A 13142-nucleotide genomic window follows, 5' to 3' on the forward strand; every position below is an offset into this window, starting at 1 on the left:
CGGGGTCCCGCACGGCCCGCCGTGCCACGGGCGTGGTTCTAGACTCGTCGGTGTGGTGAGCACCGACTGGAAGAGCGACCTCAGGCAGCGCGGCTACCGGCTGACTCCGCAGCGGCAACTTGTCCTCGAAGCCGTGGACACCCTGGAACACGCGACCCCCGACGACATCCTCGTGGAAGTGAGGAAGACGGCGTCGGGGGTCAACATTTCCACCGTGTACCGCACGCTGGAGCTCCTGGAGGAGCTGGGCCTGGTCAGCCATGCCCATCTGGGGCACGGCGCGCCGACGTACCACCTCGCCGACCGGCACCACCATCTGCACCTGGTGTGCCGGGACTGCGAGAGCGTGATCGAGGCGGATGTGAGCGTGGCGGCGGAGTTCACCGACAAGCTGCGGCGGCAGTTCGGGTTCGACACCGACATGAAGCACTTCGCGATCTTCGGGCGCTGCAAGGACTGCTCCCTGAAGAGTTCAACCACCACGTCGTAGGCTTGCGCGTATGAAGAGCCCCCTGCTGTCCCTGCCCGGCGCCGTCCCCGCCGAGGGCGTGGACGAAGGCGTCGCCGCCCACTACGGCGATCTGTTCCGCGAGCAGCGCGCACTCGCCGACGGCACCGGATTCGTCGACCTCTCGCACCGCGGTGTGCTCACCGTCAGCGGCGAGGACCGGCTGAGCTGGCTGCATCTGCTGCTCACCCAGCATGTCAGCGACCTGCCCACCGGCGAGGCGACCGAGGCGCTGATCCTCTCGGCGAACGGGCACATCGAGCACGCCCTGTACCTGGTGGACGACGGTACGACGGTCTGGGCGCACGTCGAGCCCGGCACCCGCGAGGCGCTGGTCGCCTACCTGGAGTCGATGAAGTTCTTCTACCGGGTGGAAGTCGCCGACCGCACCGACGAGTTCGCGGTGGTGTACCTGCCCGCCGGGTCCATCGCCGAGGTGCCCGAGGGCGTCGTCGTACGCGAGACCCCGTACGGCCGTGATCTGTTCCTGCCGCGCGCGGACCTGGAGTCCTTCGCGGCGGCGCACGGTCCGGCCGCGGGGCTGCTCGCGCACGAGGCGCTGCGGGTCGAGCACCACCGCCCCCGGCTCGGGTTCGAGACCGACCACCGCACGATCCCGCACGAGCTGGGCTGGATCGGCACGGCCGTGCATCTCCAGAAGGGCTGCTACCGGGGGCAGGAGACCGTCGCCCGGGTGCAGAACCTCGGCAAGCCGCCGCGCCGGCTCGTCTTCCTGCACCTGGACGGCAGCGATGTGCACCTGCCCGCGCCGGGCACGGAGATCCGGCTCGCGGACGAGGGGCCCGACGGCCGGAAGATCGGCTTCGTGACGTCGTCGGTCCGGCACCACGAGCTGGGGCCGGTGGCGCTCGCCCTGGTCAAGCGGAACGTGCCGGTCGACGCGGCGCTCCTGGCCGGGGAGACCGCGGCGGCGCAGGAGGTCGTGGTCGAGCCGTAGGGTTCCGGCTACATCTCCAGCAGTACCGTGAACGGCCCGTCGTTCGTCAGCGACACCCGCATCTTCGCCCCGAACCGCCCCGTCGCCACCGTCGCGCCCAGCGCCCGCAGCTGGGCCACGACCTCGTCCACCAGCGGCTCGGCGACATCGCCGGGGGCCGCCGCGTTCCAGGTGGGGCGGCGGCCCTTGCGGGCGTCGCCGTAGAGGGTGAACTGGCTGATGACGAGCAGCGGGGCGTCGAGGTCGCTGCACGAACGCTCCTCGGACAGCATCCGCACCGACCAGAGCTTGCGGGCCAGCTGCGCCGCCTTCTCCTCGGTGTCCTCATGGGTCACGCCGACCAGGACGCACAGGCCCTCGCCCTCGATCGCGCCCACCGTCTCGCCGTCCACGACGACGCTCGCGCCGTCCACTCTCTGCACCACCGCTCGCATGCGGACCATGATGCCGGGTACTCCGGAGCGCGGCGGTCGCGGGCGGACCTGCGGGACGCGGGCACAGGAAGAACTTATGGAACCCTTACCGCCCATCCGGGGCTGTTCGGGGGCACTCGGTCACATACGGTGCGCCGGGGGTGGCACGATGCTGTCCACACGCCGGTCGAGGGGACGGTCCGAACCACATGAGCACATCCAGCACCAGCGAGCTGCCGGCCCCGCAGGGGACGTACCGGCCGCCCGTGCAGCGGGCCGACGAGCCCATGATCACACCGGCCATCACGCCCGCCATGACACCGGTCGTCACGCCCGCCATGACACCGGTCGTCACACCGGCCATCACGCCGCCCTCCGTGCGGCCACCGGCGTCCGAGCTGTCCCGGCTGAGCCTGTCCGAACTGCGCGCGCTGCGCCGTGACGCCCAGCGCGACGAGGCCGATCTCAGCTATGTGCGGCGGCTGTTGCAGGGCCGGATCGACATCCTGCGCGCGGAGCTGGCCCGCCGCGGCCGGGCGGCCGTGCCCGCGCCGAAGGACGCCTCCGTGGTCGAGCTGCTCCCGGAGATCCTGCGGGACGCCCCGGCCCGCCAGCGCTCCTCGGCCCGCCATGTCACCGTGGGCACCCCCCGGGGCGAGGAGGTGCGACGGCTCGCCGCCGAGATGCTCGGCGAGGTGGAGCTGAGCGATCTCACCGCCCGCACGGACCTCGAACTGACCGCCGCGCTGAACCGGTTGGAGCGGTACGAGCAGGAGGTGTCGCGGCGCCGCCAGCGCCTCCAGCACACCGCCGACGGGTGCGGCGGGGAGATCGCCCGCCGCTACCGGATGGGCGAGGCGCAGGTGGACGACCTGCTGGTGTGAGGGGACCGAGGGGCGGAAATCGGCAGGACATCCGGCGGGACGGATGCCTACCGTGGGCTCATGAACGACGTCCGCACCGCCACCGAGGCCGACTTCGACGACTGGCAGCGCGCCCTGGCCGTGGGGTTCACCCAGTCCCCGGCCCTGGCCCGTGAGCAACTCGACGCCCGACGAAGGAGGTTCACACCGGGCCGCTATCTCGGCGCCGTGGACGGCGGCCGCTGGGTGGCCACGTTCCGCTCCTTCGAGCAGGAGCTGACCACGGTGGGCGGCGGTGTGGTCCCCGCCGACGCCATCAGCGCCGTGACCGTCAGCCCGACGCACCGCCGCCGGGGCCTGCTGAGCCGGATGATGGCGAAGGACCTCGCGGCGGCCCGGGAGCGCGGGGACGTCGTCGCCACCCTGCTCGCCGCCGAGTACCCGATCTACGGCCGCTTCGGCTTCGGCCCGGCCACCTGGCTGTCCCGGTGGACCGTCGACGTCCCGCGGGCCGGCCTCGACCCCCGCTGGTCGGGCCCGGACGACGGCGGCCGGATCGAGCTGCTGGACGGCGCGGAGGTGCGCAAGCTGGGCCCCGAGCTGTTCGACCGGTTCCGCCGCGCACAGCCCGGCGCGGTCAGCCGCAGCGAGCTGTGGTGGGAGCAGTTCACCGGCGCCCTGCGCGCCCACGCCGACTACGTGGAGCCGACGCACGCCCTGTACCGCTCGGCGTCCGGCGAGGCCCAGGGCCTGGTGACGTACCGCAGCGACGACACCTGGACCGGGCAGCAGCCCGACCAGACCGCGCGCGTCGAGCGGCTCTTCGGGACCACCCCGGCGGCCGAGCGCGCGCTGTGGCACTACCTGTGCTCCATCGACTGGATCACCAAGGTCGACAGCGGCGGCCGGGGCCCCGACGACCTGCTCCCGTCCTTCCTGCCCGACCCGCGCGCCGCCCGGATCACCGAGCAGGCGGACATGCTGTGGGTGCGGATCCTGGACGTCGCACGGGCCCTGGAGGCGCGCGGTTACGACCGGGAGGGCGCGCTGGTGCTGGAGATCGTGGACGACGCCGGATACGCGGACGGGCGCTACCGGCTGGAGACCTCGCCGCAGGGCGCGTCCTGTACGGCCACCACCGCGAGCCCCGATCTGACGCTGGGCGTCCAGGAGCTGGCGTCCGTATGGCTCGGCGGCGAGTCGCTGCTGCGGCTGGCCGCGCTGGGCCGGGTACGGGCAGCGCGAGAGGGCGCCGCCCGGCAGGCCGACGCCCTGTTCCGCTCGCCCGGGCGCCCGTGGTGCCCGGACGACTTCTGACCGCTCCCCTCGTCGGCGGCGCTGAACTGTGCATCCGTAGCGAGCTGTTCAGTTGTGGCTGTGCTGTGCGGTCTTCAGTTGTGGCTGTGCGCGTCGTCTTCAGTTGTCCGCGTCTTCAGTTGTGACTGTGCGCTTCGCCGGCCGTCCCCGGTACGGCCAACCACGGGGAAGCTTGACCATGTCAGTCGAGTTGGCTGCCAACTTATCTCTACTTATCTCCGTTGGAAGGCGTCTCATAACCAGCTGTCGCTGAACTGCCGCAAGTTGGCGGGAAGTTGTAGGGTTTGCCCGTGGATCCGGAGCACGCCTCCGTCAGGGGACCCCGCGCGTCCCGCGCGTCCCACCGGGAGATCGCCGACGAACTGCGCAGCCGGATCGGTTCCGGCGCACTGCGCCCCGGGCAGCGCATGCCCACCCAGGCCGAGCTGGCCGAGGAGTTCGGCGTGGAGCGCGGCGCCGTCCGCCAGGCCCTGGACATCCTGCACGCGGAGCGACTGCTCACCGGGGTGTCCAAGGGCAGCCCGGCCAGGGTGGCGGAGGACGCGTGGCCGGGGTGGTCGGCCACGCCGCCGCAGCCCACCGTGGTGGGGCTCGGCCCGCGCGTCGCGGCCGCCTTCGCCGCCCCTCATGTGCGCATCGACGCGCTCTGCCTGACCTCGGTGTCGCTCACGCTGGCCGTCGGCGAGCAGCTGCGGCTGATCCATGCGGGGGAGCTGAAACCGGCCAAGATCGATGTCCGGGTGCTGCTGCCCAGCCGCCGGATCGAGCTGGCCTTCCCGACGCCGGTGGACCCGGTGAACGCGGGCGACGGCGGGCTGCTGCACGAGCGCTGGCTGGCGGTGCGCAACGCCCAGGGCCTGGTGCTGCGGCAGAACCTGCTGGCCCTGCGCACCACGCACGGCATCGATGTGCGGCTGACCTTCCGCGCGCTGCCGTTCACGCCCCCGGTCAAGCTCTATCTGCTCAACGAGGCCGAGGCGCTGTTCGCGTACTACACCCTGGGGCGCCACGAGCAGCGGGAGTCCGGCGGGGAGCCGCTCCAGCTGTACGACGCGGACGGCACGCGCTCGATGCTGTTCGCCTTCGGGCCGGGCACCGGGGCGCGGGACGCCGGCACGGGGGACACCGCCTTCGTGGCGGCGTCCCGGCGGTGGTTCGACGCGCTGTGGGAGACGATCAGCTCCGAGCTGGAGCTGACGCCGTAGGCCCCTCGGCGCTCAGATCGCGGGCCCGGTCAGGAGCACCGCGAGCAGGATCGCGCCGACGGAGCTGACCGCCGGGCTCTTGGCCTTGAGGCCGACCGTGAACAGGAGCAGGCCGAGCGCGCCTGCGGTGCCGTACTTCCACTGCACGAGCTGTTCGAAGCCGAGGACGAGGGTGGCGGAGAGGAGGGCGGGAGCGGGCACGGCGAATCCCCCTTCGGGTGCCGATGGAAAGACGGCGGATGGTGCGGGGTGCGCGGCAAAACTTCTGCCAACTTGGAAAAGTTGGCGACCAACTCTGTTTAAGTTGTCCCCACTTGGTGGCACTACATAAACAACTTTTCGGCAACTCCCCTTAGATGGACTGAAGTTGTAACGTTTGGTGGTGACCCAGGAGCACATGGCAGTCGACGGCAGCGGCAGACGCAGCCCCCAGGAGATCGCGGGCGTCCTGCGCGAGCGAATGCGCGCCGGAATCCTGCGGCCGGGCGAACGGCTGCCCACCCAGGCGGAGTTGGCCGAGGAGTTCGGCGTCGAGCGGGGCGCCGTACGCCAGGCCCTGCGGGTGCTCCAGCAGGACGGCCTGCTCAGCGGCGTCACCAAGGGCAGCCCGCCGCGGGTCGCCGAGCAGCGGTCCGGAGCCGGGGAGCCCCAGCCGACCATGGTGGCCCTCGCGCCCCGGCTGACCGACGCGTTCGCGGCGCCGCAGGTGCGCATCGACGCCGTCTGCCTGACCGCGCAGAGCCTGATCCCGGCCCTCGGCGAACCGTTGCGCCTGATCCACGAGGGCAAGCTGCGCCCGGAGCGGATCGACGCCCGCGTCCTGCTGCCCTCGCGGGAGATCAGCCTCGCCTTCCCGGTCTCGGTCGACGCCGGGAGCGCGGAGGACGACGCGGTGCACCAGCGCTGGCTGGCCATGCGCAACGCCCAGGGCCAGGTGCTCCAGTACAACCTCCAGGCCCTGCGCGGCACCCATGACATCGACGTCCATGTCACCTTCCGGGCCCTGCCGTTCACCCCGCCGGTGAAGCTGTACCTGCTCAACGGGGCCGAGGCGCTCTTCGCGCACTACATGATCACGCGCCGCGCCGAGCCCACCGACAGCGGGACGCTGGAGATGTACGACGCGGTCGGCTCCGAGTCCCTGCTCTTCTCCTTCGAGCGGGGCGCCGGACAGCGGGACGCGGCGTTCGTGGAGGAATCGCAGAAGTGGTTCGACGCCCTCTGGGAAACCATCTCCACGGACCTGACACTCTCCTAGTGACTTCTGATACGACTTCTGATGCGAGCGAGATCGAGAAGCTTCGTGTACTGATCACTTCCGCCCGGGTCGTGCTGTGGGACTTCGACGGGCCCATCTGCCGGCTGTTCGCCACGCACAAGGCCGAGCGGATCGCCGCGGACCTGGTGGCCTGGCTGGAGCGGCAGGGCCTGCACGGACTGCTCACCCCCGCCGAACGCTCCACCCTGGACCCCCAGGTGGTGCTGCGCGCGGTGGGCCGCCGCCGGCCCGGCAGCGACCTCGTCACCGGCCTGGAGGAACGCCTCACCCAGGAGGAGCTGCGGGCCGCCGCCTCCGCGCTGCCCACCGCCTGGGCCGACCCGCTGATCCGCACCTGGACCGCCGTCGGCACCCGGCTCGCCGTCACCACCAACAACTCGCCGCGCGTGGTGCGCAGTTACCTGGAGTCCCGGGGCCTGACCGCCTGTTTCGCCCCGCACCTGTACGGCCGTACCGAGCATCTGCACCACCTCAAGCCCGACCCGCACTGCCTGCTGCGCGCCCTCGGAGCCATGGGCGCCGCCCCCACCGCCGCCCTGATGATCGGCGACACCCCCTCCGACCTCGCCGCCGCCCGCGACGCCGGGGTGCCCTTCCTCGGCTACGCCCGCAACGAGGAGAAGGAGAAACCTTTGCGCGCGGCCGGCGCCGCACACGTCGTACGGTCGCTCGAACCGCTGTTGCGCCTGCTCAGGAGCGGCGGCGGGGTCGGTTAGCATGCGGAGGCGCGGCCGGGTCACCGTCCGGCCGCGGGTACGCGGGCAGGGGCGCGGCGAGGTGCCGGGGTCCCGGCCGCCGGATCGGCACAGCCGAGCGGCGGACCACCCGTTGGGCTACTCCACCGCGCCCGGAGGCCGTACCGGCCACCCACGGGGGAATAGCGTTTCCCCGGACCCGCCGCCCGGCAGGTCCTCCCCTTTGTGCGATCGATCCCGGAGCGGCCAGTGGGCGCACCGTCGGTTCCCCCTACCGTCGTGGGGGAGCGCGCCGAAGCCATGCGGACGGACGCCGCGTGCCGTGCCTTCGTGGCCCGTGCCGCGGCCGCGGGCGCGGCGCGTGAGGGCCCGCGCCACCGCGACCACGTGCTGCCGCTGACCGAACCGCTCGCCGGTCTGCTCGGCCGGACCCCGGGCACGCTCGTGACCGTACGGCTGCCCCGCCCGGACGCGGCACCGGCCGTGCGCACCTGGGAGAGCGAGGCGGAGATCCTGCGCGCGGTCCACCGGGTGCTGCCGGGGATGGCGCCGCGGTGCCTGGCCGCCGGGGACGGTTACGTCATCCACAGCCATGTGGACGGCCGCGCGCCGCTCCCCGGGGACATCGCCGCGCTGTTCGCCGCCCTCGCCCCGGTGCGCGCCTCCGCGCTGCCCCCGCTGCCCGCGCACTGGCCGCGCAACCACACCGACTCCCAGGGCTTCCTGCGCACCCTCGCCCATCTCGCCGACCGGCAGATCCGCAGGGCCGACTGGCGCAGGTACGGCGGCCTGTTCACCGCGCTCGGCGTCCCCGAGGACGCGCTCACCCGGTTCGCCGACCGGGTGCCCGCGCTGACCCGCCGCCCGTACGCCCTGCTCCACGGCGACCTGCGCCACAGTCAACTCGTGCTGACCGACGACGGGTTGCACTGCACCGGCTGGGAACTGGCGAGCTACGGCGACCCGTTGTACGACCTCGCCGTCCACCTCGTGCGCACGCGCCGCCCGGAGCCCGAGCGGGCGGTGCTCGTGCGCGCCTGGGCCGACGCGGTGGCCCGCGCCCGGCCCGCCGCGATCGCCGGACTCGGCAAGGACCTGCCCCACTACCTCGCCCTCGAACACGCCCGGTCCCTCTACACCGACGTCGTCCGGGCCGTCCGCGCCCTCGGCCGCCGCTTCGACCCGGAGTCCCTGGAGCGGGCCACCGCCGTCGTGGGCGACGCCCTGCGCGCGGCCACCGAACCGCTGCGGCTCGGCCGGGTGCCCGGCGACGACGAGATCGAGCGGATCCTCTTCCGGCGCGGCGCCGCCCGGCCCGGCAGGCGCCCCCGGGCCATCGCCTGGACACCGGACCGGCGGGTCCCCGAACACCCCGGCTTCCCGCACCACGCGGTCGCCGACGCCCTGTTCCTGGAGGGCGCCGCCCCGGCCGACCGGGTGTTCAAGGGCGCCGCCCACCTCACCACCGTGCTCCGGGTCCCCGGCACCGGCTTCCCCGTCGTCGTACGCCGCGAGGTGACCGTCGTCCTGCGCCGCGAGCGCAGCTTCCTCAGCGAACACGCCGTCCTCGCCGCCGTCGAACGGTCCGGGGTGCCGGTCGCCGCCCCCCGCGTCCTCGCCCTGGGCACCAGCCACGCCGCCGACCCCGCCCACCGCTACCGGGGCGACCGCTTCGCCGTCCACACCTACGAGGGCGGCCGCGACCTCGGCCGCCGCCCCGACCACCCGGTCGACGGGCTGCGCCCGCACGAGGCGGACCACCTGGTCGACCAGCTGGCCGCGCTGACCGGCGTCGACCCGGCCGGCATCGACCCGCTCGGCGGCCGTCCCGGCTTCTACGGCTGGCTCAGCGAGCAGCTCGTCGCGCTGGTCGAGGCGCTGCCGAGGCGGTCCCAGCAGACGGCCCGCTTCCTCGGTCTGCCGGACGCGCCCCGGCTGCGCGAGATCCTCGCCCGCCACCAGGTCAGCGACCGCGCCCCCGCCCTGCTGCACGGCGACCTCAACCCCTGGAACCTGGTGCGCCGCGACGACGGCCCCGCCCTCACCCTCATCGACTGGGAGATGGCCCTGGTCGGGGACCCGCTGTACGAACTGGTCCGGCACATGCACCTGACCCCGACCCGGCCGGAGATCCGCGACCGCATGTTCCGCCGCTGGGCGGCCCGGCTGGACGCGCGGTACACCCATGACTGGCAGACGGACTGGCGGGTCTACCGCTGGATCGAGCTGGTCCGCTCGGCCTACGTCGACCTCGACCGCCTGGTCACCGGATCCAGCCTGGACGCGCCCAACGTGCGGCGGGCGGTGGCGTCGTACGGCATGACGCTCGCGGCGGCGACGGCCTCGCTGGGGCTGTCCGGGCGCCCCTGGGGGCTGCCCCGGCTGGGGCTGCCCAGTCCGGGGCTCGGCTGAGCACTGCGTAGGCTCGCCCCATGGGTGAGTCGCAGCCGCGCGCGCGGGAGACGGGATCGAGGGAGCCGGAGCCGGGGCTGCGGGAGCGCAAGCGGCAGCGGATGTACCAGGAGGTCTCGGACACCGCGGTCCGGCTGTTCCTGGAGCGGGGCTTCGACGCGGTGCCGGTGGCGGAGGTGGCCGCGGCGGCCGGGATCTCCAAGCCGACCCTCTTCCGGTACTTCCCGGCCAAGGAGGACCTGGTCCTGCACCGGATCGCGGACCACGAGAACGAGGCCGCGCGGGTGGCCGCGGGCGCACCGGACCCGCTCGACGCGCTGCGCCGGCACTTCCTCGCCGGACTGGAGCGGCGCGACCCGGTCACCGGGCTCAACGACCACCCCCAGGTGCTCGCCTTCCACACCCTGCTCCACGGCACCCCGTCCCTGGTCGCCCGCGCCTATCAGCACCAGGAGCGCGCGGAGGCGGCCCTCGCCGAGGCGCTCGGCGGCGATCTGGACGCGCGGCTCGCGGCCGGGCAGATCATCGCCGTCCAGCGGATCCTCGCCCTGGACAACTGGCGGCGGATCGCGGCGGGGGAGAAGGTCGCGGAGGTCGCGCCGGACGCCGTACGGGCGGCGGAGCGGGCGTTCGGGCGGCTGGGGGCGGTGCTGTCCAGGGGCTGACCAGGGGGTGAGCGGCGACCGCTCGATGAGACCGAGTTAAAAATTTAACTCGGTAACGATTTATCGTAGGCTGGGCGGCATGACGCCACGCCCCGCCCTCACCGACGCCCTGCGCGCCGAGCGCGCCCACCACGACGACTGCCGGACCGCCCTCGCCGCGATGGTCGAGGGCGCCGCGGAGCAGGTCGTCATCGGCGAGGACGTCTCCGCCTCCGGCGCGGACGCCGAGGTGCTCGGCTACCAGTTGCGCAGCCAGGCCAAGGAGCTGCGCGAACTCCCGCCGGGACCCCTGTTCTTCGGCCGCCTGGACTTCGCCCGCGACCACCCCGAGCACGGCGGGCAGCCCTTCCACCTCGGGCGGCTGCGCATCACCGAGAGCCCCGCCGCCCCGCCCCTGGTGGTCGACTGGCGGGCCCCCGTCTCCCGCGCCTTCTACCAGGCGAGCGCCCGCGATCCCCAGGGGGTGGCGGTACGGCGGCGGTTCGGCTGGGCGCCCGGCAGCACCGGGGAGACGGCGGACCTCACCGGCTTCGAGGACGAGCACCTGGAGGGCGGGAGCGGCGATGGGGCCGGGGCGCCGCGGCCGGACGGCATCGTCGCCCGCGAGCTGGAGCGCCCCCGCGTCGGCCCGATGCGGGACATCGCCGCCACCATCCAGCCCGAGCAGGACGACCTCGTGCGCGCCGCCCTCGCCGACTCGGTGTGTGTGCAGGGCGCCCCCGGCACCGGCAAGACCGCCGTCGGACTGCACCGCGCCGCCTACCTGCTCTACACCCACCCCAAGCGGCTCCAGCGCTCCGGACTGCTGATCCTCGGCCCCAACCGCACCTTCCTCGCCTACATCTCCGAGGTGCTGCCCGCGCTCGGCGAGAGCGGGGTGCGCCAGTCCACCCTCCTGGACGAGATCGCCCGCCACCCGGTCACCGGCACCGACCCCCTGCCCACCGCCGCCCTCAAGCACGACCCCCGGATGGCCGAGGTGCTGCGCCGGGCGCTGTACGCGCACGTGACCACGGACGGGGTGAGCGACCTCGCCGTACCCGACGGCTCCTACCGCTGGCGGGTGCCCGCCGCCGAACTCGCCGCGATCGTCCGGGAGGTGCGCGCGCAGGAGCCGCCGTACGCCGTCGGCCGGGAGCGGGTGCGCACCCGGGTGGTACGACGGCTGCGCGATCTCGCCGAACGGCGCTCCGGGGTGCTGCCGGCCGCCTGGGCGCGGCGCATGGAGCACGCCCGGCCGCTCACCGCCCAGCTCGACCTGGTGTGGCCGAAGGTCCGCCCGGAGGAGGTGCTGGCACGGCTCCTCACGGACGCGGAGGTGCTGGCGCGGTCGGCGCGGGGGCTCCTGGAACCCGGCGAGCAGCGGGCGCTGCTGTGGGCGCGCCCGCCGCGCTCCTTCAAGTCCGCCCGCTGGTCGGCCGCCGACCTGGTCCTCCTGGACGAGCTGTCCGGGCTGATCGAACACCCGGAGAGCTACGGGCACATCGTGGTGGACGAGGCCCAGGACCTCTCGCCGATGGAGTGCCGGGCCATCGCCCGCCGGGCCGTCTTCGGCTCGCTGACCGTCCTCGGCGACCTCGCCCAGGGCACCGCGCCCTGGGCCGCCCGCGACTGGCCGGCGCAGCTGCGCCACCTCGGCCGCCCGGACGCGGCGGTGGTCTCGCTGACCACCGGGTTCCGGGTGCCGGCGGCGGTCGTCGCCCTGGCCAACCGGCTGCTGGCCCGCCTGGAGGTGGCGGTGCCGCCCGCCCGGTCGCTGCGCGCCGACGGGGAGTTGACCCTGCGTCCGGCCGAGGACGTCCTCGCCACCACGGTGACCGCCGCCCGCAGCGCCCTCGCCCGGGAGGGCTCGGTCGGCGTGATCGCGGCCGACGCGGACGTGCCCGCGGTAGCGAGGGCCCTTTCCGGCGCGGGCCTCGATCCGGCCGCCCCCGACGCCCTCGGCGCCCGGCTGACCCTCGTCCCCGCGAGCGTGGCCAAGGGCCTGGAGTACGACCACGTCATCGCGGTGGAACCGGCCGCCGTGACCGAGGCGGAGGAACGGGGCGCGCACCGGCTGTACGTGGTGCTGACCCGGGCGGTGTCCCGCCTGGACGTGGTGCACGGCAGGCCGCTGCCGTTCTGAGCGGACGCGGTGGGTAGCGTGCCGGGCATGACCGAACTCATCGCCGACGTACCGGACTTCGCCGCCTTCCGGGACATTCCCACCACCACCCTCGCCGATCTGCTCGGCGTGGAGCAGGTCATGGACATCGGGATACGGCCGCTGTGGGGGCCGGTGCCCCGGGTGGCCGGGCCCGCGTTCACCGTGAGCTGCCCGCCCGGCGACAACCTCATGCTGCACGCGGCGATCCACCGCGCCGCCCCCGGCTCGGTGATCGTGGTCGAGTCCGGCGATCTGCGGTACGCCCTGGCCGGCGGCAATGTGTGCGCCGTGGCGCAGCGCCACGGCATCGCCGCGTTCGTCGCCGACGGGGTGATCCGCGATCTCGCCGAGGTGCGTGACCTGGGCTTCCCCGTCTTCGCCCGGGGGATCGTGCCCATCCCGGGCGTGAAGGAGATCGCCACTCCCTTCGGGCGGCCGGTGCGCTGCGGGGGCGTGCGGATCGAGGCCGGGGACGTGGTGGTGGCCGACGAGGAGGGCGTGGTCGCCGTCCCGGCCACCCGCGCCCCCGCCGTCCTCACGGCCGCCCGCACCAAGCTCGCCAAGGAGGCGGAACAGTCGCTGGACGACTGGGAGCGGGCACACCGGACGCGGATCGACGAGATCCTGGCGGCGCAGGGGTTCGAGGGGTGAGGTGAGGGGGCGGGCCTGGGGGGGCCTGAG

13 protein-coding genes are annotated in these 13142 nt (G+C 73.8%); 11 read left to right on the plus strand and 2 right to left on the minus strand.

What is annotated here, in order from left to right; translation table 11 throughout:
• Positions 1 to 52 precede the first annotated feature (52 nt).
• A complete protein-coding gene (locus tag QHG49_RS18945; RefSeq protein WP_159702722.1) occupies positions 53 to 490 on the plus strand; it encodes a Fur family transcriptional regulator in 438 nt (145 codons plus the stop codon).
• A 10-nt stretch (positions 491 to 500) separates the two neighbouring features.
• A complete protein-coding gene (locus QHG49_RS18950; RefSeq protein ID WP_301490445.1) occupies positions 501 to 1466 on the plus strand; it encodes a folate-binding protein YgfZ in 966 nt (321 codons plus the stop codon).
• 8 nt (positions 1467 to 1474) lie between these two features.
• Here QHG49_RS18950 and dtd read toward each other — a convergent pair whose 3' ends face one another.
• Complete coding sequence (dtd, locus tag QHG49_RS18955) at positions 1475 to 1900, minus strand: D-aminoacyl-tRNA deacylase (RefSeq protein WP_301490446.1); 426 nt, start codon at positions 1898 to 1900, stop codon at positions 1475 to 1477.
• 188 nt (positions 1901 to 2088) lie between these two features.
• On the opposite strand from dtd, the gene QHG49_RS18960 reads away from it, so the two are divergent.
• The 3 genes from QHG49_RS18960 to QHG49_RS18970 all read left to right on the plus strand — a co-directional run bounded on the left by QHG49_RS18960 (position 2089) and on the right by QHG49_RS18970 (position 5264).
• A complete protein-coding gene (locus QHG49_RS18960) occupies positions 2089 to 2763 on the plus strand; it encodes an aerial mycelium formation protein (protein ID WP_370530483.1) in 675 nt (224 codons plus the stop codon).
• 60 nt (positions 2764 to 2823) lie between these two features.
• Positions 2824 to 4059 carry a GNAT family N-acetyltransferase gene (locus QHG49_RS18965; protein WP_159702710.1) on the plus strand — a complete coding sequence of 412 codons (1236 nt, stop codon included), beginning with the start codon at positions 2824 to 2826 and terminating at the stop codon, positions 4057 to 4059.
• A 284-nt stretch (positions 4060 to 4343) separates the two neighbouring features.
• Positions 4344 to 5264 carry a winged helix-turn-helix domain-containing protein gene (locus tag QHG49_RS18970; protein WP_159702707.1) on the plus strand — a complete coding sequence of 307 codons (921 nt, stop codon included), beginning with the start codon at positions 4344 to 4346 and terminating at the stop codon, positions 5262 to 5264.
• A 12-nt stretch (positions 5265 to 5276) separates the two neighbouring features.
• Here the strand turns inward: QHG49_RS18970 and QHG49_RS18975 are convergent, their stop codons facing one another.
• The gene (locus QHG49_RS18975) at positions 5277 to 5465 is read right to left on the minus strand and encodes a hypothetical protein (protein WP_301490447.1); all 189 of its coding nucleotides are present in this window, start codon (positions 5463 to 5465) and stop codon (positions 5277 to 5279) included.
• 175 nt (positions 5466 to 5640) lie between these two features.
• On the opposite strand from QHG49_RS18975, the gene QHG49_RS18980 reads away from it, so the two are divergent.
• From QHG49_RS18980 to QHG49_RS19005, 6 genes are all read left to right on the plus strand, one after another.
• Positions 5641 to 6522, plus strand: a complete 882-nt coding sequence (locus QHG49_RS18980; protein WP_236576339.1) for a winged helix-turn-helix domain-containing protein — start codon at positions 5641 to 5643, stop codon at positions 6520 to 6522.
• Positions 6522 to 7259, plus strand: a complete 738-nt coding sequence (locus tag QHG49_RS18985; RefSeq protein WP_236576338.1) for an HAD family hydrolase — start codon at positions 6522 to 6524, stop codon at positions 7257 to 7259. Before QHG49_RS18980 ends, QHG49_RS18985 begins: the two co-directional genes overlap by 1 nt.
• Before the next feature lie 279 nt (positions 7260 to 7538).
• Complete coding sequence (locus QHG49_RS18990; RefSeq protein ID WP_301490448.1) at positions 7539 to 9650, plus strand: aminoglycoside phosphotransferase family protein; 2112 nt, start codon at positions 7539 to 7541, stop codon at positions 9648 to 9650.
• Positions 9651 to 9670: 20 nt separating this feature from the next.
• The gene (locus tag QHG49_RS18995) at positions 9671 to 10315 is read left to right on the plus strand and encodes a TetR family transcriptional regulator (protein WP_159702698.1); all 645 of its coding nucleotides are present in this window, start codon (positions 9671 to 9673) and stop codon (positions 10313 to 10315) included.
• Between the two features lie 79 nt (positions 10316 to 10394).
• The gene (locus tag QHG49_RS19000) at positions 10395 to 12440 is read left to right on the plus strand and encodes an AAA family ATPase (RefSeq protein WP_301490449.1); all 2046 of its coding nucleotides are present in this window, start codon (positions 10395 to 10397) and stop codon (positions 12438 to 12440) included.
• A 27-nt stretch (positions 12441 to 12467) separates the two neighbouring features.
• Complete coding sequence (locus tag QHG49_RS19005) at positions 12468 to 13112, plus strand: RraA family protein (RefSeq protein ID WP_301490450.1); 645 nt, start codon at positions 12468 to 12470, stop codon at positions 13110 to 13112.
• Positions 13113 to 13142: the final 30 nt, after the last annotated feature.

The sequence above is a fragment of the Streptomyces sp. WP-1 genome (assembly GCF_030450125.1).
Classification (GTDB): Bacteria; Actinomycetota; Actinomycetes; order Streptomycetales; family Streptomycetaceae; genus Streptomyces; species Streptomyces incarnatus.

Excerpts from the sequence above, each read along its gene's own strand:
- QHG49_RS18960 (WP_370530483.1), top strand. The coding sequence starts at position 2,089 with ATGAGCACATCCAGCACCAGCGAGCTGCCGGCCCCGCAGGGGACGTAC.
- dtd (WP_301490446.1), bottom strand. The coding sequence starts at position 1,900 with ATGCGAGCGGTGGTGCAGAGAGTGGACGGCGCGAGCGTCGTCGTGGAC.
- QHG49_RS19005 (WP_301490450.1), top strand. The coding sequence starts at position 12,468 with ATGACCGAACTCATCGCCGACGTACCGGACTTCGCCGCCTTCCGGGAC.
- QHG49_RS18995 (WP_159702698.1), top strand. The coding sequence starts at position 9,671 with ATGGGTGAGTCGCAGCCGCGCGCGCGGGAGACGGGATCGAGGGAGCCG.
- QHG49_RS19000 (WP_301490449.1), top strand. The coding sequence starts at position 10,395 with ATGACGCCACGCCCCGCCCTCACCGACGCCCTGCGCGCCGAGCGCGCC.
- QHG49_RS18965 (WP_159702710.1), top strand. The coding sequence starts at position 2,824 with ATGAACGACGTCCGCACCGCCACCGAGGCCGACTTCGACGACTGGCAG.
- QHG49_RS18990 (WP_301490448.1), top strand. The coding sequence starts at position 7,539 with ATGCGGACGGACGCCGCGTGCCGTGCCTTCGTGGCCCGTGCCGCGGCC.
- QHG49_RS18950 (WP_301490445.1), top strand. The coding sequence starts at position 501 with ATGAAGAGCCCCCTGCTGTCCCTGCCCGGCGCCGTCCCCGCCGAGGGC.